Genomic DNA, 22,397 nt, shown 5'->3' on the forward strand with positions numbered 1-22,397 from the left:
CGAGGAAAACGTCACCGACTTCCTCGCTTTCTCGATCGACAATCCGTCCTCGATCCGCTCCTGTTTCGAGGCTGCGCGCACCAATGCCCGCGCCGTGCGCACCGCACTCACCGTCGAGATGTGGGACGCGATCAACGGCGCCTGGCTCGAACTCAAGCGCTACGGCAATGGCCCGACCTCGCGCGAGGAATTGTCCCGCTTCCTGCGCTGGGTGCAGGAATCCTCGCTGCGCTACGACGGCTCGGCCTACCGCACCATGCTGCGCAACGACGCCTACTGGTTCTCGCGGCTCGGTCTGCATCTGGAGCGCGCCGACAACACCGCCCGCATCCTCGACGTCAAATATCACGTGCTGCTGCCCGAGGAGGAGCATGTCGGCGGCCCGCTCGATTACTATCAGTGGACCTCGATCCTGCGCTCGGTCTCGGCGCTCACGGCCTACCACTGGGTCTATCGCGAGACCCTGAAGCCGTGGCTGATCGCGGACCTGTTAATCCTCAATGATTCGCTGCCGCGCTCGCTGGCGAGCTGCTACGGCAATCTGGTGCGCAATCTCGACCAGATCGGCGTCGCCTATGGCCGCCAGGGCGCCGCCCAGCGCCATGCCCGCGGCGTCCGCAACCGGCTGGAACACAGCCACATGGACGACATCTTCCAGCACGGGGTGCATGAATTCATCCAGGAGTTCATTCTGGATAACGCCCGGCTCGGCGAAATCATCACCAAGCAGTATCTGATTTGATGAATTCGAACCCGGAACCACACGCCAATCGTCATGGCCGGGCTTGACCCGGCCATCCACGTCTTGCTTGCGAGATGAGTTACGAAGAAAGACGTGGATGCCCGGGTCATCTAGCGCGAAGACGCGCTTCGCGCTACTGCCCGGACATGACGAGCTTTCTGTTCTAGTATCCACTCTGAACCTGAACCCTGGTCCATCATGCGCCTGCGAATTGCCCATTCCACCAGCTATCGCTATGAGCCGCCGGCCACCGGCGTGATTCAGATTCTGCGCATGACGCCGGGCAGCCATGACGGCCAATACGTTGCCGAATGGCAGATCGACGTCAGCACCGACTCCCGGCTGCAGGTGCACCAGGACGCGTTCGGCAATGTCACGCATGTCCTGACCGAGGGCGCGATCGCCGACCTCACCATCACGGTCGAGGGCCTGATCGAGACCCACGATACCGGCGGCGTGCTGCGCGGCACCGACGAGCGCTTTCCGCCGAGCCTGTTCCTGCGTTCGACCGATCTGACGCTGGTCAATCCGGCGATGGCGAACTTCGCGCGCGAGCTGCGCTCGGAATCGGAAAGCGATGTGCTCGGCTTCCTGCATGCGCTGATGATGCAGATCAACGAGCACATGACGTTCGACGAAGACCCCACCAACAGCGGCACTTCGGCGGCCGAAGCCTTCGCCGGCAAGCGCGGGGTGTGCCAGGACTACGCGCATATCTTCATCGCCTGCGCGCGCACCGGCGGCGTGCCGGCGCGTTTCGTCGCCGGGCATTTCCTGCGCTCCGACGGCATGGTCCAGCAGCAGGCCGGCCATGCCTGGGCGGAAGCGTACGTTCCGGATCTCGGCTGGGTCGGGTTCGATCCGGCCAACGCCATCTGCACCACCGACGCCCATGCCCGCGTCGCCATCGGCCTCGATTACCTCGGCGCAGCACCGGTACGCGGCACCCGCTACGGCGGCGGCATGGAAACCCTGTCGGTCGCGGTCAGGGTCGAACAGGTCGGCGGACGGCAGGGCCAGTCGCAAAGCCAGTCGTAACGCCGTTCATTCCGCGCCGCGCAATTGCACGCCGGCGGAAATGCATCTTCCCGGCGTGTGACATGATGTTCGGCGTCCTTGTGCCGGCTGAACGACGCTTGCCGCTTGACATCGGTCGGCACTCCCCGTGTGATGGGCCACTACAAAAAATAATAAGCGCAATGCACAATTTTCCAGGGGAGGTTTTGATGCCGGTGCGTAAGGCTGCCCGCGTGATTGGTGGGCTCGTGGCCGCGATCGCGGCGCTGGGTATGGCGGCTTCCGCCCAGGCCCAGGAAAAGAAGATCAAGATCGGCGTGATTTACGACCTTACCGGCCCGCTCGCCGGCGGCGGCTCGGAGCTGCAATACATCGGCGCCAAGATCATGCTCGACTCCTACGCCAAGAAACTGGTCGAGGGCTACAAGGTCGAGGCGGTCTACGCCGACGCCCAAAGCAAGCCCGACGTCGCCATCAACGAGGCGATCCGGCTGATCGAGCAGGAAAAGGTCGACATGCTGCTCGGCTTCTTCTCGTCGGCGCAGTGCGTGCCGGTGGCCGCCCGCGTCGAGCAGCTCAAGAAGTTCATGTGGATCACCACCTGCATTTCCTCGGCCGTGCTCGAGAACAAGAACTTCAAATACATCTTCCGCCCGCAGGCGAGCGGCGACCAGTTCGGCCTGATCGCGATGGATTTCATCGCCAACAACTCCAAGGCCAAATTCGGCAAGGAGCCGAAGGACCTGCGCGTCGCCATCATCCACGAGGACGGCGCCTATGGCGTCGACGTGGCCAAGGGCAATGTGGCGGGCGCCAAGAAAGCCGGCTTCGACGTGGTGCTGAAGGAAGGTTATGCGGCCACCGCGCCCGACCTGTCGGCGCTGGTCACCAAGCTGAAGCGCGCCCGGCCCGATGTGATCTTCCACACCGGCTACAACCCCGACATCACGCTGCTGCTGCGCCAGGCGCGCGAACAGGGCCTGAAATTCGGCGCGCTGATCGGCCATGGCGCCGGCTACGGCGTCTACGAGAAGCTGAAGGAAGGTCTCGGCGGCGACGTCAACCACTTCTTCAACGTCGACCCGATCTCGATCTGGCTCGCCAACCAGAAAACCATGGATCCGAAGCTGCCGCCGGTCATCAAGATGGTCGGCGAGGAGTTCGACAAGGCCAAGCCGGGCATCGCCATCCGCTCGGCGCATGTCGGCATGGCCGCGTCGAACACCTACGTCTTCCTGACCGAAGTGCTGCCGCGCGCCATCAAGAAATATGGCGGCGTCGATCCGGAAGCCCTGCGCAAGGCGGCGCTGGAAGTCGACCTTCCCGAGGGCGGCACGATGCTCGGTTTCGGCGTCAAGCTCCAGGGGGACGGCCCGATGGCCGGACAGAACGAGCGTTCGTTCCCGGTGGTCATCCAGTACATCGACGACAAGTCGTCGGTGGTGTGGCCGAAGAGCCAGGCGCAACGCGAGGCCGTGCTGCCGCTGCCGGCGGGCTCGACCTACAGCAACAAGTAGACGTCCCAAAAAGAGCAAGTCCCAAGAAAAACTCAAGGACAAAACATAAGGGACCGTCGTGCTGGTAGTTGAGGGGTTGGTAAAGCGGTTTGGCGGCTTCACGGCCGTCAACCAGGTGTCGTTTCGGGTCGAACAGGGCGAGATTCTCGGCCTGATCGGCCCGAACGGTTCGGGCAAGAGCACGATCTTCAACATGCTGTCCGGCACCTTTGCACCGTCGGCGGGCTCGATGCAGTTCGACGGCACCGAGATCTCGGGCCTCGCGCCGCATCGCATCATCAATCGCGGCATCGGCCGCACCTTCCAGATTCCGCGGCCGTTCCACCGGCTGACGATGTTCGAGAACGTGGCGCTGGCCGGCTATTTCGGCCAGGGCAAGCACAGCCGCATCAAGGCCGAGGAAGCCGCCGAGCGCGCGCTCGGCATGGTCGGCCTGACCACCGACCGCCACGCACTGGTCGACGGCCTCGGCGCCGCCGGCCTGAAAAAGCTGGAGTTGGCAAAAGCGCTGGCGACCGGCCCCAAACTGCTGCTGGCCGACGAAAGCCTGGGCGGGCTCGACGAGAACGAGATGGACCAGGCCGCCGACATGTTGCGCAAGATTCGCGACGAACTCGGCATCACCATCATCTGGGTCGAGCACATCATGGGCGTGCTGATGCGGGTGGTCGATCGCGTGATGGTGCTGGATCACGGCGAGAAGATTTCCGAGGGGCTGCCGAGCCAGGTGTCGAGCGATCCGCGGGTGGTCGAGGTCTATCTCGGCACCGACGCCGTTGCGACGCAGGCCGCAGCCGCCGAAGCGCGTCGATAGGGGAGCGCGCATGCTGGAACTGAAATCGATCGATGCGGGCTACGGCACCTTCCAGGCGCTGTTCGGCGTCAGCCTCGACGTCAAGGCAGGCGAAGCCGTCGGCGTGATCGGCCCCAATGGCGCCGGCAAGACCACGTTGATGCGGGTGATCTCCGGCCTGATCCGGCCGCGCGCCGGCTCCATCTCGATGGAAGGCACCGATATCCTGAAGACGCCGGAGCATCGCATCGTCAGCCTCGGCATCGCGCATGTGCCGGAAAACCGCCGGCTGTTTCCCCGCCTGACGGTGGAAGACAATCTCAAGATGGGCGCCTTCATGCCGGAAGCGCGGGCGCGCTTCGCCGAACGGCTGGAATTCGTGTTCGACCTGTTTCCGCGCATGAAGGAACGCCGCCACCAGATGGCCGGCACCATGTCGGGCGGTGAGCAGCAGATGTGCGCGATCGGCCGCGCGCTGATGTCCGATCCGAAATTGCTGCTACTCGACGAACCTTCGGCGGGCCTGGCACCCGTCGTGGTGCAGCAGGTGTTCGAACTGGTGAAGCGCATTCGGGCGGGCGGACTGACCGTGCTGATCGTCGAGCAGAACGTGCAGCAGGTGCTGAAGGTGGTGGACCGCGCCTATCTGCTGGAAGCGGGCTCGATCCGCGCCTCCGGCAGCTCCAGCGAGATGCTGGCGAACGATTCGATCCGTCAAGCTTATCTCGGAGTGTAGGTACCAACGATGACCGAAATCTTCGACATCTACCTGCTCGAAGCCATGGTGAACGGCATCCTGCTCGGCGGCGTGCTGGCGCTGCTGGCGCTGGGGCTGAACCTGATCTTCGGTGTCATCGACGTCACCTGGATCTGCTACGCCGAACTGGTCATGATCGGCATGTACGGCATGTACTACATGGTCCAGGTGTTCGGACTGCCCTATTACGTGGCCGCCCCCTTCACCATCCTGCTGGTCGCGGGGCTGGGCGCACTGCTGCATCTGCTGGTGATCGCCCCCCTGCTCACGGCGCCGCCGATCAACCAGTTGCTCGCCACCGGCGGTGTGCTGTTCGTGCTGCAGAGTTTCGCTACCGTCGCGTTCGGCATCGACTTCCGCAACCTCGGCATCAGGATGCCGGTGCTGAAATTCGCCGAGATGCATTTCAGTTATTCCCGCCTGCTGGCGTTCGCGGCGGCCCTGATCGGCATGACGCTGGTCTATTACTTCATGAAGAAGACCTATGTCGGCACCGCGATCCGCGCCATCTCGCAGGATCGCCAGATCATGGCGCTGATGGGCGTCGATACCCGCCGGATCTATCTCATCACCTCGGCGCTGGGCGGCGCGCTCGCCGGCCTCGCCTCCTGCCTGCTGGTGCTGCAATACGACATCCACCCCTTCGTCGGGCTGTCGTTCGGCCCGATCACCTTCCTGATCGTCGTGCTGGGCGGGCTCGGTAATTTCGTCGGCGGCTTCGTGGCGGCGTTCGTGTTCGCCGAGATCATCTCGCTCGGCGGGCTGTTTTCCGATCTCGAATGGGGCTACGTGCTGGCCTTCGCCTTCTTCATCGTCATGATGTTCATCCGGCCCGCCGGCCTGCTGGCGAGGCGCTCGTGACCGCAAAACAGTCCCTCCCCTGGATCGCCGGCGCGGCCCTGATCGCGCTGCCGTTCGTCTATCGCGAGCCCTACCATCTGCATATCCTGATCCTGATCCTGATCTGGTCGTTCGCCTATACGTCATGGTCGATGATGGGCCGCTTCGGCCTGGTATCGCTCGGGCATGGCGGCTTCATGGGCGTCGGCGCCTATGTGACGGCGCTGTTGTGGAATCATCTCGGGGTCTCGCCGTGGATCGGCATTCCCATTGCGATGGTCGCCGCCGCGATACTGGCCATGATCGTGGCCTATCCGTGCTTCCGCTTTCGCATCACCGGCCACTATTTCGTTCTGGTCACGCTGGCATTGTCGGGCATCGTGCTGCAGGTCATCACCGCGACGCGGGACTATACCGGCGGCTCGCTCGGCTACACGCCGGATCGCACCAAGGGCAGCCAGCTCTGGGCGCTGCAATTCGACGACAAGGTCACCTGGTATCTGATCGCGCTCGGGGTCTGGGCGGTGGGGCTGGCGATCTGGAAATGGGTCGACCGCAGCATGGACCGCTATGCGCTGGAGGCGATTTCGGAGGACGAGGACGCCGCGGCGGCGGCCGGCGTCAACGTGACCTGGGAAAAGCTCAAGATCACGGTGATTTCGGCGCTGATGACAGCCCTCGCCGGCGCGCTCTACTGCCAGTATCAGATGTTCATCTCGCCTGACACCGTGAGCGGCATCTCGGTGTCGCTGCAGATGGTGTTCGCCGTCATCGTCGGCGGCCTCTACGTTTCGCTCGGACCGACCGTCGGCGCCGTCATCACCATCCTGCTGGCGGAAGGATTGCGCATCGGTTTCGGCACCAAGGCGGTCGGCTGGGACAACCTAGTCTACGGCGTACTGCTGGTGGTTTTCATCATCTTCCTGCCGAAGGGGATTTTGGGAAGTATCCTCGACCGGTTGAAGACGGCGCGAAAGGCGTAGGGCTTTCGCGCGACACACCACTCCCTCATGGTGAGGAGCGCGTTCGGCAGCGCCCTTACGCTGCCGGGCGCGCGTCTCGAACCATCTGGCACGTTCCTGTTTCCATCCTTCGAGACGCCGCGCGAAGGCGCGCGGCTCCGCAGGATGAGGTCTCAGGCTCTCATCGACTATGGGAGCCCGCGCTATGCCCCCACGAACGCCAGCAGCGTCCCGTTGGCCGCCGCAGGCGCGACGCAGACAGCTCCTGCACTGCGTACACCCGCGCTCCCGACCGCCTTCTCCGCAGCAGCGAGATCCGACGTCGCGATCACCATGCCGGCGCTGCCGCGTTCGGGCAGTCCGGCGAACGAGACTTCCGGATAGCGCTTGGCCAGTTGGTCTTTCGTGAGAAAGACAAAATCCGCACGGTCCGAGCCTGAGGGCACCGCAATGGCACCGTCGGGCTCCGCCCTGGTGCTGCCGTCGATCAGCCGGACGAGGTGGGCGGCGTCCGTGGCCGGCTCCGGCGAGGCGATCAGCACCTGTTTCAAACGCCGCGCCCCGTTGGCGTGTTTCATCAGTTCGGGAATCCAGACGGTTTCACGCGTCTTGTGCTGGCAGGCGAAGATGCGCAATCCGCCCGGCGCCTCGGCCACCGGCCATTGAAAGGTAGTGAATTTGGCCGCCGACAGGCTGCCATCCGGCATCGTCACCGGGCGCTCGAAATCGGTTGGGCCAATGGGCTCGAAGCCGCGTGCGCGAATCTCCTCGGCGCCAGCGGCCGAATTCACCGCCGTGAAGGCGAGGCGTTCGATGCCTTCGCGGTGGGCGAGAAAGGCCCGCGCCGGCGCATTGTGTCCGGTGTCGGTCAGGACGCCGAGCAGTTCGATGTAGTCAGGATCGAGCATGACGGTGTAGTTGCCCGTGCCCATATGCGCGCTGTGGGTACCGCGTGGCGATATGGTGAAACCGAGCCGCTTCCAGTTCGCGGCGGCGGCGTCGAGGTCTTTGACCATGACCACGGCATGATCGATTCCGATGACATTCTTGAGCGGCACTCTGCTGTTTCCCCGGCATGAATTGGGCTCTAAGCTAACCAGATCAACGACGGCAAGGAAAGCATGGCGATGCATACCGCAAATGTCCGCTGGCCCGACTCGCTATGGGCCGCGGCAACGCCTTCAGGTCCGCAGTTACCTGAACTTGTCGGGCCTGCCGAGGCCGACGTCATCGTGATCGGTGGCGGCTTTACCGGCCTGTCGACGGCGCTGCATCTGCGCGAGGCCGGCGTCGACGTCGCCATCGTCGAGGCGATGGAGCCCGGCTGGGGCGCCTCGGGGCGCAACAACGGACAGGTGATTCCGACCCTGTCGCGGCCCGATCCCGAGGACATCATCGCGAAACATGGCGCGGTCGGAGAACGTTTCGTCGCGCTGCTGCGTGACAGCGCCTCGACACTGTTCGATGTCGCCAGGCGCTACCAGATCCAGGCCGAGCAGGAACAGGCCGGCTGGGTGCAGCCGGTGCATTCGCCAGGACGCATCAAGATCGCCGAGCGGCGGGTGCGGCAATGGTCGAAATGCGGCGCCGACGTCGAGATGCTCACGCGCGACCAGACCCGGCAGATGCTGGGCTCCGATGCCTGGTTCGGCGGCTTCTGGAACAAGACCGGTGGCCACATCAACCCGCTGGCGCTGTCGCGGGGCCTTGCGCGCGTCGTGCTGGAGCAAGGCGGCCGGATTTACGCGCGCTCGCCCGCGATCTCGTTCGAACGCAAGAACGACCGCTGGGTGGTCAAAACCGAAAAGGGCGAGATCAGCGGCCGCGCCCTGATCGTGGCGACCAACGCCTATACCGGCGAATTCTCCAAAGCCTTGATGCCCGATATCGCGCAGGAAGTGATGCCGGTATTGTCGTGGCAGATGGCGACGCAGCCGCTGTCGGAGGCAGCCCGCAAAACCATCATCCCCGGCCGGCAGGCGATGTCCGACACCCATGGCGAACTCTACTTCGCCCGTTACGACGCGCGTAACCGGCTGGTCACCGGAGGCGCCGTGATCGGCCCCGGCAACAAGGTGGAACGGATCAAACAGCGCGTCGGCGAACGGCTGCAGCGGCTGTGGCCACAGATCGGACCGGTCGCGTTCGACTATGTCTGGAATGGCTATGTCGGCATGACCACGGACTTCCTGCCGCGTATTCACCGGCTCGGGCCCGATGCCTATGGCTGGACCGGTTGCAACGGCCGCGCCGTGGCGCTGTCGATCGCGCTCGGCGACGAACTGTCGAAGGCGGTGCGCGGCACGGCTGAGGCTGATCTGGCGCTGCCGTTCACCGAGCCGGTCGCGATTCCCGCGCATGGACTCATGCGCAAGCTCGCGCCGCTGATGCTGATGGTCTACCGGCGGCGCGACGCGCGCGAGATGACATGACCTTCCGTCTCAAAAATACTCGCACGCCCGGTAGTTCGACGCTTCGCAGGCCTGCGCCATCTGGTTCGCCGTCGAGATTTCCTGCGGCGTCATGGCCTGCGATACCTCGCGCATTTCCGCTCTGGCCCTGGCGTCCCCGCGCCTGGCCGCGAGGCTGAACCACATGAAGGCCTGAGCCGGATTGCGTACGACCCCCTGCCCTTTGCGGTACATCTTCCCGAGCACGCTCTGCGCCTTCGGATTGCCCTGCTCGGCCAACGGGCGAAACAGCCGGATCGCCGGCACATAGTCGCCGCGGTTATAGGCGGCCATGCCGTCTTCCCAGGGTCCCGCCAGGGCGCCCGAGGCGCCCAGAAACAGCGCGCTTGCGATCAGGCCGCCGATCACCATTGGGTTTCGCATCGGTGCTCCCCGTCTCGGATTGCTCGGGTGATTTTCTATCCCTTCGGAGATGGCTGCACCACGGGGAATTGGGGTTGGATGCCCCCCTGAAATTGGCTACTAGTTGCCCGCCGATCGCGTCGATTGGTGTTTGGGGACCGGGAATGACCTATTGTTGCGGAGTGCTGGTACGGGACGGCCTGGTCATGATCGCCGATACCCGAACTAATGCCGGGCTCGACAACGTCTCGACCTTCCGCAAGCTGCATATCTTCACCAAGCCCGGCGAGCGCGTGATGGCGATCGCCAGCGCCGGCAATCTGGCGATCAGCCAGTCGGTGCTGTCGACGCTCACCGAGGGCCTCGAGGACCCGCACACCGGCGAACTCGAAACGCTGATGAACGCGCCGACCATGTTCCAGGCGGCGCAGCGGATCGGCCGCGCCATCCGCGCGGTCAACGCCACCGAAGGCGAAGCGCTGAAATCCGAGGACATCAATTTCGACGTCTCGTTCCTGTTCGGCGGCCAGATCAAGGGCTCGCGGATGCGGCTGTTCATGGTGTATCCGGCCGGCAATTTCATCGAATGCACCACCGACACGCCGTATTTGCAGATCGGCGAGCACAAATACGGCAAGCCGGTGCTCGACCGCGCCATGCATTACGACGTCGAACTCTACGAGGCGCTGAAGACCAGCCTGATCTCGATGGATTCGACCATGCGCTCCAATCTCGGCGTCGGCCTGCCGATCGACGTGCTGGTGGTGCGGGCGGATGTCTGCGACGCCGATCTCAACCACCGCATCGAGGCGGGCGAGCCGTATTTCCACGATCTGCGCTCGCGCTGGTCGGCGGCGCTGCGCGCGGCGCATCAGAACATCCCAAGACCGCCCTACAAGACCGAAACAGAACCAAAAACATAAAAGGTAAGGAAACGAAATGGCCGAGGCAGCAAACAAGATCGCCGTGGTGACCGGCGCGGGCACTGGCGTTGGACGCGCCGCATCGCTGGCGCTGATGAACGCCGGCTTTACCGTGGTGCTGGCGGGACGGCGGATGGAAATGCTGCAGGAGACGCAGAAGCTCGGCGACAATGTCGGCAAGAGCTTGCCCATGTCCGCCGACATGACCGATCCCGGATCGATCGCCGCGTTGTTCGCCAAGGTGATGGAAGTCTACGGCCGGCTCGACCTGCTGTTCAACAATGCCGGCATGGGCGCGCCGCCGGTGAATTTCGAGGATCTCAGCCTGGCGCAGTGGCAGGCGGTGGTGAACACCAATTTGACCGGGCCGTTCCTGTGCACCCAGCACGCGTTCCGCATCATGAAGGACCAGACCCCGCGCGGCGGCCGCATCATCAACAACGGCTCGATCTCGGCGCACGCGCCGCGGCCGTTCTCGGCGGCCTATACCTCGACCAAGCACGCCATCACCGGTCTGACAAAGGCCACCAACCTCGACGGCCGCATGTACGACATCGCCGTCGGCCAGGTCGACATCGGCAATGCCGCCACCCCGATGACCGACCGCATGGTCGCCGGCCCCGGCGTGATGCAGCCCGACGGCACGATGAAGCACGAACCGCGGATGGACGCCAAGGCGGTCGGCGACGCCGTCGCCTACATGGCAAGCCTGCCGCTCGACGCCAACGTGCTGTTCATGACGGTCATGGCCACCAAGATGCCGTTCGTCGGACGGGGCTAAAACTCTCGTGCCCCGGACGCAGCGCGACGCCGTAAGCGCGTTTACGCGCGTCTTCGACGCACTATGGTGCTGCGCTGCTGAGCCGGGGCCCATGGAGATGCCCGCTTTGTGTGGGTCCCGTCCGGGACACGCTCTCGAACCATTAAACGCGAGCACGCAGAAGCTCCGCTCCGTAATTTCAAGCCCGGGATCGTCGCCGCTTCGGCGCCTGCCCCTGGACGTATTCGCGCAATGCCCGATTGATGCGTGTCTGATATCCCTCACCGGAAGCCGTTTGCCCCTTGAACCACGCGATCACATCGGCGTCGAGACGAAGCGTCAGTTGCTGCTTGACGGGCCGATAGAACAGACCGCGCTTGGCACCGGACCAGTCGAGGAGCTCCGGCGCATCCGAGGTATCGATGGCGTCGTCAGACCGGACGGCAAGTGACTTCAGCTCCTTCAGTTGGTCAGCCGTCAACCGCTTAGAAATTGCCTTCTTCATAGACCTTCCTTTCGTGCGCGGTGGCCTTCCGGGCACTGATGATGCGGCCGACCGGTTCAGCTTCCTTCGGCCTGGCCTCCGGCCAAGTATGAACCACCAGCAGCAACACCGGCCCAACGAGCCCGATCGTGTGCCATCGATCGCCATCCGGGTGCGGGTCCGGCATTGACGCGTGGAGCGGATCGTCAAACACCAGCACGGCGGTTTCGAACGACAAGCCATGCTTGACGCGATTGGCAGCTGCCTTGTTTCGATCCCACGTCCAGCGCACTATCGCCGCCTCGTTGTAACTACAAATATGGAGTTACATTTGGGCGGTGTCAAGGCGGTCGGCGACGCCGTCGCCTACATGGCGAGCCTGCCGCTTGATGCCAACGTGCTGTTCATGACTGTCATGGCGACCAAGATGCCGTTCGTGGGACGGGGGTAGTCTTGTCGTCCCTGCGAACGCAGGGACCCATACTCCGCGGCGCGAATTGTTATTCAAGGTATCTCCGCCGTGTTCTCATCGAGGGGACACGGCGTATGGGTCCCTGCGTTCGCAGGGACGACGCGTTGAAATGTCGTAACCCGGGACACGCGTTGCCTTTCCACACATTCTCAACACTGCCATAATCCCCGGGGACTCGGGGGAATCATGCTTCAGCTGCAATCGACGTTCGGCGTGGTCGCGTTGCTGGCGATCGCGTGGGCCCTCAGTGAGAACCGTCGCGCGGTCTCGCCCAGGCAGGCTGCGATCGGCCTCACCGTCACCTTTCTCACCGCGGTGGCACTGACCAAACTGCCGTTGGTCGCGCATGCGTTCGGCGCCATCAATGACGCCGTCGGGACCGTTTCCGCCGCCTCGCGCGCCGGCAGTTCGTTCGTGTTCGGCTATCTCGGCGGCGGCACGCTGCCGTTCGACCTGAAGGCCCCCGGCGCGGATTTCATCCTCGCGTTTCAGGCGCTGCCGGTGGTGCTGGTCATGAGCGTGCTGACCACGCTGTTGTTCTACTGGAAAATCCTGCCGCCGGTGGTGCGCGGCATGTCGTGGCTGCTGGAACGCACGCTCGGCGTCGGCGGCGCGGTCGGCTTGTCCACCGCTGCCAACATCTTTCTCGGCATGGTGGAAGCGCCGCTGTTCATCCGGCCCTATCTGGCACGGCTGACGCGCAGCGAATTGTTTCTGGTGATGACCGGCGGCATGGCCGGGATCGCCGGTACCGTGCTGGTGCTCTACGCCACCCTGCTCGCGCCAATGATCCCGGATTCGGCGGCGCATTTTGTCATTGCCTCGGTGCTGGCGGCACCGGCAGCGATTCTGGTCAGCCTGATCATGGTGCCGGAGACGTCGGACCGGCGCACCTCCGCCGTGCTGGCCGATCCGCGCGGCGATTCCCGCGTGGCGTTCATCGATTCCAGGGTGGCCGAGGCCGATCCGGATATCCAGGCATCCTCGACCATGGATGCGATCGTCAAGGGCACTACCGCCGGGCTCGAGCTGCTGCTCAACATCGTCGCGATGCTGCTGGTGCTGGTGGCGCTGGTCTACCTCGCCAATGCGGTGCTCGGGCTGCTGCCGCAGGTCGGCGGTGCGGCGATCTCGATGCAGCGGATGCTCGGCACCATCATGGCGCCGGTGTGCTGGCTGATGGGCCTGCCGTGGCCGCAGGCGGTCACCGCCGGCAGCCTGATGGGCGTGAAGACCGTGCTCAACGAGCTGATCGCCTATGTCGATCTCTCAAAACTCGGGACCGACGCACTCGACCCGCGCTCGCGGCTGATCATGCTCTATGCGATGTGCGGCTTTGCCAATTTCGGCAGCCTCGGCATCATGATCGGCGGCCTCGGCACCATGGCGCCGCAGCGCCGCGACGAGATCAATGCGCTGGGATTGAAATCGATCGTGTCGGGCACGCTGACGACGTGTCTGATGGGCGCGATGATGGGGGTGTTGAATTGACGCCACCGGCGTCATTCCGGGGCGCGTCGCAAGACGCGAACCCGGAATCTCGAGATTCCGGGTTCGACGCTTCGCGTCGCCCCGGAATGACGAAAAGAAATCACGACGCCAGCTCCACCGTCTTGAACTCCGCCGGCAAGATCACTTCGAGCAATTCGACGTCGTCGGAATAGTCCAGGATCAGATGCTTGATCCGCGGCGGCTGGGTCCAGGCGCTGCCTTCCTTCATCATCGTCTCGCCCTGGCCTTCCATGTAGGTTTTGACCCAGCCCTTCAGGACATAGACCATCTGGAATTCGACATCGTGGAAGTGCAGTTTTGAAACCTCGGCCGGATTGCACGGCCCGATCAGCCGGATCACCTGCGCATGCGCCAAGCCGTGGCTCGCCGCCGCGATGCCGAGATCGCGGTACTGCGCGTAGGTGCGCAGGCCGTCGGCCTTGAAATCCTCTTCGCGGTGATGGCTGATGGCGATGCGCTGTTTCGGGCGTTTGGCGGCGGGCTTTGGCGGCGCCTTGGCCGTGACAGCCTTGGAAGTGACAGCCTTGGAAGTGATGATCTTGCGCGCGGCGGACTTGGCGGCGGCTTTCGGTGTCTGCGATTTTTTCAACGCGGCGCTGCGGCTCGCTGCCCGTGATGTCGGCTTCTGCTTGGCCATTGCGGTGCTCCCTTTCCGTTTATGGGGAAAGGCTAGCACAAAATTGTATTCGTAGGGTGGGCAAAGGCGCCCTTGCGCCGTGCCCACCAGATCAATCGGCGTTCGCAATGGTGGGCACGCTTCGCTTTGCCCACCCTACAAAATCCCGCTCAATGCAGCCGGAACACGCCGTCGACGGCGCGCAGTTCGGCCGGCTTGATCAGCTTGGAATGCGCCACGGTGACGGAGAACAACGGCCCCTCGAGCTTTTCTTCCCAGAAGGCGAGAAAGTCCTTCAGCGCCGGAAATTTCGGGAAAAGATCGTAGTTCTGCCAGACGTAGGTTTGCAGCAACGACGGGTGATCCGGCATCCGATACAGAATTTGCGCCGTCGTCAGCCCGTAACCCAGCACCTGCTTCCGAAAATCGTCGGAAACGCCAACCCGCGAGACCATGCCAACCTCCATTGCTGGAGCGCATTCATCTGGTGGCTGCCGACCGGGAGCCACCCGGTGGAGATGCGCTCACATGTGAGAAATGTGACGCACGATACCCACTTATCACAAGCCTAAATGTTTAACGGACTGTTGAAAAAGGGTGCGTTAGCAGCAGCTTACCGCACGTGCTAATACGGGGTTTCCCGCTCCGTTCCGGGAATTAATCATGATTAATGATTTTGGCAGCCGTCATATTTGAGTGCCAATTTTTCTGCTAGAAGCCCTTGTTCCCCGGACAACTCTGGCCTATGTCCACACCAGTCGCGCTGGCACTCGCTAGCGGAGACTGCCAAAATTCAAAACTCTGCAATAGATTCAGAAACTTAGGAGGACTGCATGAAATTCCGTCCGCTTCACGACCGCGTTGTAGTCAAGCGCATCGACGCCGAAGAGAAGACCGCTGGCGGCATCATCATTCCCGACAGTGCCAAGGAAAAGCCCTCGCAGGGCGAAATCACCGCCGTCGGCCCCGGTGGCCGCGACGAAGCCGGCAAGCTGATCCCGATCGACCTCAAGGTCGGCGACCGCGTGCTGTTCGGCAAATGGTCCGGCACCGAGGTCAAGCTCGACGGCGTTGAGCTCCTGATCATGAAGGAGAGCGACATCATGGGCGTCCTCACCGACGTTCCCGCCGCCAAGAAGAAGGCCGCTTAAGCGCCTTTTCCCCTGCCCCTAATTCTCAAGGAAGCAACATATGTCAGCTAAAGAAGTAAAATTCGGCGTCGATGCCCGCGATCGCATGCTGCGCGGCGTCGAGATCCTCGCCAACGCGGTCAAGGTCACCCTCGGTCCCAAGGGCCGCAACGTCGTGCTCGACAAGTCGTTCGGCGCACCCCGCATCACCAAGGACGGCGTCACCGTCGCCTAGGAAATCGAGGTTGAGGACAAGTTCGAGAACATGGGCGCCCAGATGGTGCGCGAAGTGGCCTCCAAGTCGGCCGACGCTGCCGGCGACGGCACCACCACCGCGACCGTGCTGGCCGCCGCCATCGTCCGCGAAGGCGCCAAGGCAGTTGCCGCCGGCATGAACCCGATGGATCTGAAGCGCGGTATCGACCTGGCTGTCGAAGCCGTGGTCGCCGACCTCGTCAAGAACTCCAAGAAGGTCACCTCGAACGAGGAAATCGCCCAGGTCGGCACCATCTCCGCCAACGGCGACTCCGAAATCGGCAAGTTCCTCGCCGACGCCATGAAGAAGGTCGGCAACGAGGGCGTCATCACGGTTGAAGAAGCCAAGTCGCTCGAGACCGAACTCGACGTCGTCGAAGGCATGCAGTTCGACCGCGGCTACATCTCGCCCTACTTCGTCACCAACGCCGACAAGATGCGCGTCGAGTTCGACGATGCCTACATCCTGATCAACGAGAAGAAGCTCTCCAACCTGAACGAACTGCTTCCGCTGCTGGAAGCCGTGGTCCAGACCGGCAAGCCGCTCGTCATCGTCGCGGAAGACGTCGAAGGCGAAGCTCTCGCCACCCTCGTCGTCAACCGTCTGCGTGGCGGCCTCAAGGTTGCCGCCGTCAAGGCTCCGGGCTTCGGCGATCGCCGCAAGGCCATGCTGCAGGACATCGCCGTTCTGACCGGTGGTCAGGCGATCTCGGAAGACCTCGGCATCAAGATGGAGAACGTCACGCTCGCCATGCTCGGTCGCGCCAAGAAGGTGATGATCGACAAGGAGAACACTACCATCGTCAACGGCGCCGGCAAGAAGGCCGACATCGAGGCCCGCGTTGCGCAGATCAAGGCGCAGATCGAGGAAACCACCTCGGACTACGACCGTGAGAAGCTGCAGGAGCGTCTGGCCAAGCTCGCGGGCGGCGTCGCGGTGATCCGCGTCGGCGGCGCGACCGAAATCGAAGTCAAGGAGCGCAAGGACCGCGTCGACGACGCGATGCATGCGACCCGTGCGGCGGTTGAAGAAGGCATCGTACCGGGCGGCGGCGTCGCCTTGCTGCGCGCCTCCGAGCAGCTCAAGCGCATCAAGACCGCGAACGACGACCAGAAGACCGGCGTCGAAATCGTCCGCAAGGCGCTGTCCTGGCCCGCTCGCCAGATCGCGATCAACGCAGGCGAAGACGGCTCCGTCATCGTCGGCAAGATCCTCGAGAAGGATCAGTATTCGTACGGCTTCGACTCGCAGTCGGGCGAATACGTCAACCTGATCTCGAAGGGCATCATCGATCCGACCAAGGTGGTTCGCGCGGCGATCCAGAACGCAGCTTCGGTTGCGGCTCTGCTGATCACCACCGAAGCCATGGTTGCCGAGCTGCCCAAGAAGGGCGGCGCTGGCGCAGGCGGCATGCCCCCGGGCGGCGGCATGGGCGGCATGGATTTCTGATCCAGGCCACTTACGCAAGTATCAAGAATGCAGAACCCCGGCAGCAATGCCGGGGTTTTTGTTTTCGTTGGGCAAGAAGCACCCCGAGCGGCCGTTCGTCATTCCGGGCTCCGACCTACACCTTCGAAAGCTCCTGAAAGCAGTCGCGGACCCAGTCGATCACGGCCCGCGCCGCTGAATCGCGCTTGAGATGGTTTTGCACCAGGAGCCAAACGTCACGGCGCCGCGGCAGCAACGTGGCGCGCAGGCCGCGGTCCGACAGCAAATCCTCGCAAGAATGTTCGGGCAGGATGCCGATGGCCTGATGGGTCCGGATCAGCGTTCGGATGATGCGGACATTATCCGTGATACAGCGCGCGCGCTGTTGCAGTCCCCTCGCCTTCAGGAACTGGGATTCCGGAGTGAGGTCGAGGTCATCCGGATAGCTGCAGATCGCCGGCTCGAAATCGGGCTCGGCGGCCGGCTCGATAAAATACAGCCTGACTTCAGCGAGCTTCGAAATCGTGAAATCGCCCTTGTCTGGTTTCCGCAGGCGAATGGCGAGATCGGCACCCCAGCGCGAGAATTTCACGTTCTCGCTGGAGGTGAGGAAACGCAGGGTCAGCCCCGGGTTCGGTACCAGCAAACGGCAGGCGCGCGGAGCCAGCAATTCCTCCGCGATGGCACTGGTGGACGCAATCCGAAAGCGCCCGGTCAGACCCGGCAGGCTTTCCCCGACCTTGCTGATGTCGGCAACATGCGCCGCCATCGCCTCGATATGCGCGAGCACCGCCTCGCATTGCCGGGTCGGTTTGCGCACCCCGTCGACGGCCTCGAACAGTCTCAGACCCAGCGCGCGCTCGATGCGCGCAAGACGCCGGCCCACGGTGGTCTCGTCGATGCGCAGCCGCACGCTGGCGCCGGCATAGGTGCCTTCGTCCCGAACCGCGGCAACGATGCGAAGGTCGTCCCAATTCATGCTCGTCGTTATCACGAAGCCGCCACATCCTGCAATATTGCAGCCACTGGTGGCATATTTCCTGCGTCAGGGCCGGCCGCTTTTCGCTATGTTCGACTGATCAGCCACCTGCAAACGGAGAATTCAGCAGCCATGACCGTCGCAAAAACCCTGCTTCAGCTCGCCGGCGCCGACCTCAGCCTTCCCCGGCTTAGCGACGCCTCGCTCGTTCTGATCGACCTGCAGAACGAATATCTCGCAGGCCCGCTCGCCTTGCCCGATGCCCATGCGGCGATCGCCAACGCCGCCGGGCTGCTCGCGCGGGCGCGGAACAGCGGGACCGCGATCTTTCACGTCGCGCACAAGGGAAAGTCCGGCGGCCTGTTCGATCGCGCCGCCGAGCGCGGCGCCATCGTATCCGCACTGGCTCCGCTGGATGGTGAGCCGGTGGTCGAGAAGGAATTGCCAAATGCGTTCGCCGGCACCGATCTGCAGGCGCGCCTCGCCGCGACCGGGCGCAAGAACATCATTCTTGCGGGATTCATGACGCATATGTGCGTCAGCTCCACCGCGCGAGCGGCGCTCGACCTCGGCTTTCGCGTCACTGTCGACGCCAACAGCTGCGCCACGCGCGACCTTCCCGATGGCCGCGGCGGCACGATTGCCGCCGCAACGGTTCACGACGTGGCGCTGGTCGAGTTATCCGACCGCTTCGCGATTATCGCGCGCGACGGCGACGCACTGGCGTAGCCGGGCGCCGATCCAGAACCCAGCTCGGTTTCGGCTCTGCTGATCACCATCGAAGCCATGGTGGCCGAGCTGCCCAAGAGGGGCGGCGCCGGCGCTGGGCGGCATGCCTCCGGGCGCCGGGCTCGAGGCTCCGCAACGCTCACAGCCCGCGCCGATACTCCGTCGGCGAAGCGCCGAAGCGGCGGCGGAAGCAATGATTGAAATGCGAGATGTCATTGAAGCCGCTTCGCCCGGCGATGTCGCTGATCTTGAGATCGTCATGCTGCCGGCTCGCCAGCATGCCGCAGGCGCACTGCAGCCGCAACTCCAGCACACGCTCGGAGAAGCTTGCCCCGGTTTCGTGCAGCAGCTTCTGGAGGTAGCGCGGGCTTACGCCGAGTTTCGCAGCAATGACCTGCGGCGAAAACGCCGGATCGGCAAAGCCGGCGGCGATCTCCGCTACGACCTGCTGCCGTCGCGCGGCGCGCAGGCCCCGTGCCTGCGCCATCTCGGCCACCTCGCCGCCGGCGCCGAGCGCCAGCACGGCCAGATCGATCAACGTCGCACTAACCTGCTTCGTCAGCAACGGATCGGCCGCGACCTCGTCGCTGGCGAGCACAAAATCCATATACCGCCGCAGGTGCCGAACGGCGGGCTGCGTCGCGTCGAGCGGCTTGACGAACATATCCTCGGCATTGCCTATTCGCTCCAGCAGCAACGCGCGCGGGATGCAAAGGCCGGCCGAGATGCTCGGACCCTCCGGCGTGTTCTGATAGGATTCGGCGTTGGAGTAGAATGCGAGTTCGCCGGGCTGCAGGGTCAATTCACGCCCATGCTGCGCCAGCGCCATGCGGGAATGCCCGCGCAGGAAGCCGATGAAGAAATCGCCGCGCGTATCTCCAGCGACGTGACGTTTGGTGCGGGCGTAGCGACCGAAGGTGCCGGCGCATTGCGCGATGCCGATCTCACCGATCTGCATGAATTCGGCGTGCGAGGAAAACGGCCTGTCCTCCAAGCGCTTGATCTCGGCGTCGCCGTAAAGCGAGGTATAGATCTCGCGCCAGCGCAGGAAGCGGGCCTCGTCGCCGAGGTCCTCGCCGAGCTGATTGGAGCTGAACACGATCCTGGACGGGGCTGCGGGTGAATCGTCCATGAGGACCTGTTCGCGTACGTACTGCTATCCGCATCAAACCGGTTCCGTGCGGAGGAGTCGAGTACCGCTTACCAGGCCCGCGTCCCTTCGGCCGCGACACCCCAATTCCAGTTCGCTTTTCGCCAACAATCTCGTCACATCCAAGGGTTGATGGCGTGGCCTGGCGGCAACAATGCCTCGAAATCGATATCGCGGGGCGTCCGCGCCCAAGGCAAGGGTCGCCGAGCACAAGACGAACGGCCGGCTACAGGCCTTTATCAGCGCAGGCAACATCGGCCGTTGGGGGATAACGTGCAATATTCAAAGCGATTTGGTCTCATCATTCCGGCGGCCCTTGCGGTCTGCGCCACCGCCGGCGGTGACATTGCGAGCGCGGCTGACATGCCGCTCAAGGCGCCAGTACGGGCCGTCGCCACGGTCTACAACTGGACCGGCTTCTATGTCGGCGGGCATGCCGGCTACGGCTGGTCGAGCAATTCGATTGACGTTACCGGAGGACCGATTTTTGCGCCGAATATCGCCGCCGGCCGAGTCCCTGCCCGATACGACCTTGAGCCCGCGGGATTTCTCGGCGGCGCGACGGTGGGTGCGAACTGGCAAATCAACCGGATGGTGCTCGGGATCGAAGCCGACATTTCCTTTGGATCCATCAAGGGCAGCAAGTCGGTATCGACTCTGTTGCCTTTTAACGTTCCGCTCGTGCCTTACACACACACCGGTGAACAGAAACTGGACTGGCTCGGCACCGTGCGCGGGCGTGTGGGTGTAACCCTCGCCGATAATCTGCTGGCCTTCGCTACAGGTGGGCTTGCCTATGGGCACACCGAGACCCACACGAGCAATATTTCAAACGGACCCGCGATAAACTTCACCTCGTGCGCGTTCCAGCCTTGCCTCGCAGGGTCATCGTCCAAGACGCTGCTGGGATGGGCCGCCGGCGCCGGACTGGAGTACGGCATGGGTCCGTGGTCATTGAAGGCCGAGTATCTTCATTACGACCTTGGAGACGTTTCCTATTCGTACAACGATCCCATTGCGCCGACGCCGCTGAAAATCCTGTTCGCGTCCACCCATTTCTCCGGCGACATCGTCCGGGCCGGGATCAACTACAGGTTCGCCGCTGGGAGCAGCCGTTAGACGCTCACTCCACCCGTGCGACCACCGCGATCCGCTTGATGCCGCCTTTGCGATAGGCGTCCAGGAATGCGTAGTAATCCTTGAACGAGATGCAGCCGTTGGAATCGCCGCCCGAGCCGAGCATGTAGGTGTGCGCGAGCAGGCCGTCGCGATTGAAGATCTTGTCCTGGCCGCCGATCGGCGTCAGCCGCAGCGCCGGCACGCCGTGAAACAGCGCCTCGCGCGGCGTCAGGTCGTAGATGTGCGGCGGGGTTACGCCCTGCATGCGCACATGCGCATAGCGGACGTCGTCCTTCTTGGCGCCGAGCCCGGAATGCGCTTCCAGCACGGTGCCATCCGGCAGGTAGACCTTGCGCGCCGCAATGTCATAGACCGCGGTCGAGCGATCATAGGGCGCCGATCCCCCGAGCATCGGGTTCTGCAGCTTCGGCAGGCTGCCGGTCGCGCTGACATCGGCGGAGGCGTAGGACAGCAACGAACGCGACGCTGGTTCCTTGCCCCATAGTTTTTCAACCATGTTGGGCTTTTCGGCGATCGCCATCACCGCGGCCTTGGCACGCTGCGCCATGTCCTTGATGGAAACGCCCGTGGCCTTGGCCGGTTTGGTTTCGGCTGAGGTCGGCGTGAGGGCCGCAACCTGCACAGGCGCTTGTGAAGCTTGTTTCGGTTTGGCGGCTTCGAACAATTTCGGCGCATCGGCCGGTTTTGCAACTTCGACCGACGGTGACGCCGAAGCCAGCTGTATCGTCGCGGCTTGCGGCTTCGGCTCGACGCCCTGCGGCGCGGCGGCGGCAAAGCGGTCCTCGAATCTCAGCGTCGACGCGGAGGCGATGGTCGCGGGCGCGGCGATGATGGGCGCCGGTTCGGGCAACGCGGCGAACACCGTGTTGACGATGGCTTGCGGGGTCCGCGCCGCCACCGACTGCTTGTGCCGGATCACCGGCGCATCGAAATTTCCGCTGGCCAGGGTCGGATAAATGCTGGCGCCGAATACGTTGGTGTAAACCGTCCAGGCGCAGCCCAGCACCAGGCAGGCGACCGCGGCGCTGCCGAAAATATGGTTAGCATTGGCTTTACGGGATGAACGCCGATGGTTCTTTGCCGCGAATGGCCTGGACGCACTCGTACTGTAACTCATTCGCCTCGTATCCAGACAACTTCCACTGAGTTCCTCTTCGCAGCAGCGCATCAGACGTTTCGATGCAGCATTTCGCAGAGGTGCGGAGCGTCATTAAGGCGACTTTTAGTTAAATGCCGATTAAGTGCGGGCGGATGTTGGGCATGCAAGAATGCGAGACCGATGCACTGCAGCGGCCCGTAATTTCGCGGGATTCTTACGAGTTCCGCTTCAATAATTCAGCTTCGGATACCAGTCGGTGCCGCGTCCTTCCGGCGTCA

23 protein-coding genes and 2 pseudogenes are annotated in these 22,397 nt (G+C 63.5%); 16 read left to right on the forward strand and 9 right to left on the reverse strand.

The window, feature by feature from the left end; all coding sequences use genetic code 11:
* The 7 genes from Q7T45_RS09170 to Q7T45_RS09200 all read left to right on the forward strand — a co-directional run.
* Positions 1-742, forward strand: a 742-nt coding sequence (locus Q7T45_RS09170) for an alpha-E domain-containing protein (protein WP_304869951.1), incomplete at its 5' end; no start/stop codon positions are given.
* Positions 743-940: 198 nt separating this feature from the next.
* Positions 941-1,780: a transglutaminase family protein gene (locus Q7T45_RS09175; RefSeq protein ID WP_304869953.1), complete on the forward strand. Its 840-nt coding sequence runs from the start codon at positions 941-943 to the stop codon at positions 1,778-1,780.
* 188 nt (positions 1,781-1,968) lie between these two features.
* Positions 1,969-3,276 (forward strand): ABC transporter substrate-binding protein, encoded by a 1,308-nt coding sequence (locus Q7T45_RS09180; RefSeq protein WP_304869955.1) that lies wholly within the window; start codon positions 1,969-1,971, stop codon positions 3,274-3,276.
* A gap of 58 nt (positions 3,277-3,334) precedes the next feature.
* Complete coding sequence (locus Q7T45_RS09185; RefSeq protein ID WP_304746512.1) at positions 3,335-4,090, forward strand: ABC transporter ATP-binding protein; 756 nt, start codon at positions 3,335-3,337, stop codon at positions 4,088-4,090.
* A gap of 10 nt (positions 4,091-4,100) precedes the next feature.
* Entirely contained in the window at positions 4,101-4,805 is a 705-nt protein-coding gene (locus Q7T45_RS09190) for an ABC transporter ATP-binding protein (RefSeq protein WP_304869957.1), read from the forward strand.
* A 9-nt stretch (positions 4,806-4,814) separates the two neighbouring features.
* Entirely contained in the window at positions 4,815-5,687 is an 873-nt protein-coding gene (locus Q7T45_RS09195) for a branched-chain amino acid ABC transporter permease (protein ID WP_304869959.1), read from the forward strand.
* A complete protein-coding gene (locus Q7T45_RS09200; protein ID WP_304869961.1) occupies positions 5,684-6,649 on the forward strand; it encodes a branched-chain amino acid ABC transporter permease in 966 nt (321 codons plus the stop codon). Before Q7T45_RS09195 ends, Q7T45_RS09200 begins: the two co-directional genes overlap by 4 nt.
* 182 nt (positions 6,650-6,831) lie before the next feature.
* Here Q7T45_RS09200 and Q7T45_RS09205 read toward each other — a convergent pair whose 3' ends face one another.
* Complete coding sequence (locus Q7T45_RS09205) at positions 6,832-7,686, reverse strand: VOC family protein (RefSeq protein ID WP_304869992.1); 855 nt, start codon at positions 7,684-7,686, stop codon at positions 6,832-6,834.
* Positions 7,687-7,755: 69 nt separating this feature from the next.
* On the opposite strand from Q7T45_RS09205, the gene Q7T45_RS09210 reads away from it, so the two are divergent.
* Positions 7,756-9,060: an FAD-binding oxidoreductase gene (locus Q7T45_RS09210; RefSeq protein WP_304869963.1), complete on the forward strand. Its 1,305-nt coding sequence runs from the start codon at positions 7,756-7,758 to the stop codon at positions 9,058-9,060.
* A 9-nt stretch (positions 9,061-9,069) separates the two neighbouring features.
* On the opposite strand, the gene Q7T45_RS09215 is transcribed toward Q7T45_RS09210, so the two are convergent.
* Entirely contained in the window at positions 9,070-9,462 is a 393-nt protein-coding gene (locus Q7T45_RS09215; protein WP_304869965.1) for a hypothetical protein, read from the reverse strand.
* Between the two features lie 143 nt (positions 9,463-9,605).
* On the opposite strand from Q7T45_RS09215, the gene Q7T45_RS09220 reads away from it, so the two are divergent.
* On the forward strand, positions 9,606-10,364 hold the full coding sequence (locus Q7T45_RS09220) for a proteasome-type protease (protein ID WP_304869967.1): 759 nt from the start codon (positions 9,606-9,608) through the stop codon (positions 10,362-10,364).
* A gap of 16 nt (positions 10,365-10,380) precedes the next feature.
* Complete coding sequence (locus Q7T45_RS09225) at positions 10,381-11,145, forward strand: SDR family oxidoreductase (RefSeq protein WP_304869969.1); 765 nt, start codon at positions 10,381-10,383, stop codon at positions 11,143-11,145.
* 178 nt (positions 11,146-11,323) lie between these two features.
* On the opposite strand, the gene Q7T45_RS09230 is transcribed toward Q7T45_RS09225, so the two are convergent.
* Together Q7T45_RS09230 and Q7T45_RS09235 are read right to left on the reverse strand one after the other, a co-directional pair.
* Positions 11,324-11,629, reverse strand: a complete 306-nt coding sequence (locus Q7T45_RS09230) for a BrnA antitoxin family protein (RefSeq protein ID WP_304869971.1) — start codon at positions 11,627-11,629, stop codon at positions 11,324-11,326.
* Positions 11,610-11,900 (reverse strand): BrnT family toxin, encoded by a 291-nt coding sequence (locus tag Q7T45_RS09235; protein ID WP_304869972.1) that lies wholly within the window; start codon positions 11,898-11,900, stop codon positions 11,610-11,612. Before Q7T45_RS09235 ends, Q7T45_RS09230 begins: the two co-directional genes overlap by 20 nt.
* A gap of 51 nt (positions 11,901-11,951) precedes the next feature.
* Here Q7T45_RS09235 and Q7T45_RS09240 point away from each other — a divergent pair.
* A pseudogene (locus Q7T45_RS09240) lies at positions 11,952-12,059 on the forward strand (3-oxoacyl-ACP reductase); the annotation flags it as partial.
* A 207-nt stretch (positions 12,060-12,266) separates the two neighbouring features.
* Entirely contained in the window at positions 12,267-13,571 is a 1,305-nt protein-coding gene (locus Q7T45_RS09245; protein WP_304869974.1) for a NupC/NupG family nucleoside CNT transporter, read from the forward strand.
* Positions 13,572-13,671: 100 nt separating this feature from the next.
* Here Q7T45_RS09245 and Q7T45_RS09250 read toward each other — a convergent pair whose 3' ends face one another.
* Both Q7T45_RS09250 and Q7T45_RS09255 read right to left on the reverse strand, forming a co-directional pair.
* Complete coding sequence (locus Q7T45_RS09250; RefSeq protein WP_304869976.1) at positions 13,672-14,229, reverse strand: cupin domain-containing protein; 558 nt, start codon at positions 14,227-14,229, stop codon at positions 13,672-13,674.
* A gap of 149 nt (positions 14,230-14,378) precedes the next feature.
* Complete coding sequence (locus tag Q7T45_RS09255) at positions 14,379-14,663, reverse strand: usg protein (protein ID WP_291860270.1); 285 nt, start codon at positions 14,661-14,663, stop codon at positions 14,379-14,381.
* A 378-nt stretch (positions 14,664-15,041) separates the two neighbouring features.
* On the opposite strand from Q7T45_RS09255, the gene Q7T45_RS09260 reads away from it, so the two are divergent.
* A complete protein-coding gene (locus Q7T45_RS09260; RefSeq protein ID WP_304869979.1) occupies positions 15,042-15,359 on the forward strand; it encodes a co-chaperone GroES in 318 nt (105 codons plus the stop codon).
* A 40-nt stretch (positions 15,360-15,399) separates the two neighbouring features.
* Positions 15,400-17,043, forward strand: a pseudogene (gene groL / locus Q7T45_RS09265) (chaperonin GroEL).
* Between the two features lie 115 nt (positions 17,044-17,158).
* Here groL and Q7T45_RS09270 read toward each other — a convergent pair.
* On the reverse strand, positions 17,159-18,001 hold the full coding sequence (locus tag Q7T45_RS09270) for a LysR family transcriptional regulator (protein WP_304869981.1): 843 nt from the start codon (positions 17,999-18,001) through the stop codon (positions 17,159-17,161).
* 132 nt (positions 18,002-18,133) lie between these two features.
* Here Q7T45_RS09270 and Q7T45_RS09275 point away from each other — a divergent pair, with 132 nt between their 5' ends.
* Positions 18,134-18,730, forward strand: coding sequence for a cysteine hydrolase family protein (locus Q7T45_RS09275; RefSeq protein WP_304869984.1), 597 nt, complete (start codon positions 18,134-18,136; stop codon positions 18,728-18,730).
* 139 nt (positions 18,731-18,869) lie between these two features.
* Here Q7T45_RS09275 and Q7T45_RS09280 read toward each other — a convergent pair whose 3' ends face one another.
* Positions 18,870-19,862, reverse strand: coding sequence for a helix-turn-helix domain-containing protein (locus tag Q7T45_RS09280; protein WP_304869986.1), 993 nt, complete (start codon positions 19,860-19,862; stop codon positions 18,870-18,872).
* A gap of 291 nt (positions 19,863-20,153) precedes the next feature.
* On the opposite strand from Q7T45_RS09280, the gene Q7T45_RS09285 reads away from it, so the two are divergent.
* Entirely contained in the window at positions 20,154-20,999 is an 846-nt protein-coding gene (locus tag Q7T45_RS09285; RefSeq protein ID WP_304869988.1) for an outer membrane protein, read from the forward strand.
* A 4-nt stretch (positions 21,000-21,003) separates the two neighbouring features.
* On the opposite strand, the gene Q7T45_RS09290 is transcribed toward Q7T45_RS09285, so the two are convergent.
* Entirely contained in the window at positions 21,004-22,137 is a 1,134-nt protein-coding gene (locus Q7T45_RS09290) for a DUF2778 domain-containing protein (RefSeq protein WP_304869990.1), read from the reverse strand.
* Positions 22,138-22,397: the final 260 nt, after the last annotated feature.

The sequence above is a fragment of the Bradyrhizobium sp. genome (assembly GCF_030646015.1).
Taxonomy (GTDB): domain Bacteria; phylum Pseudomonadota; class Alphaproteobacteria; order Rhizobiales; family Xanthobacteraceae; genus Bradyrhizobium.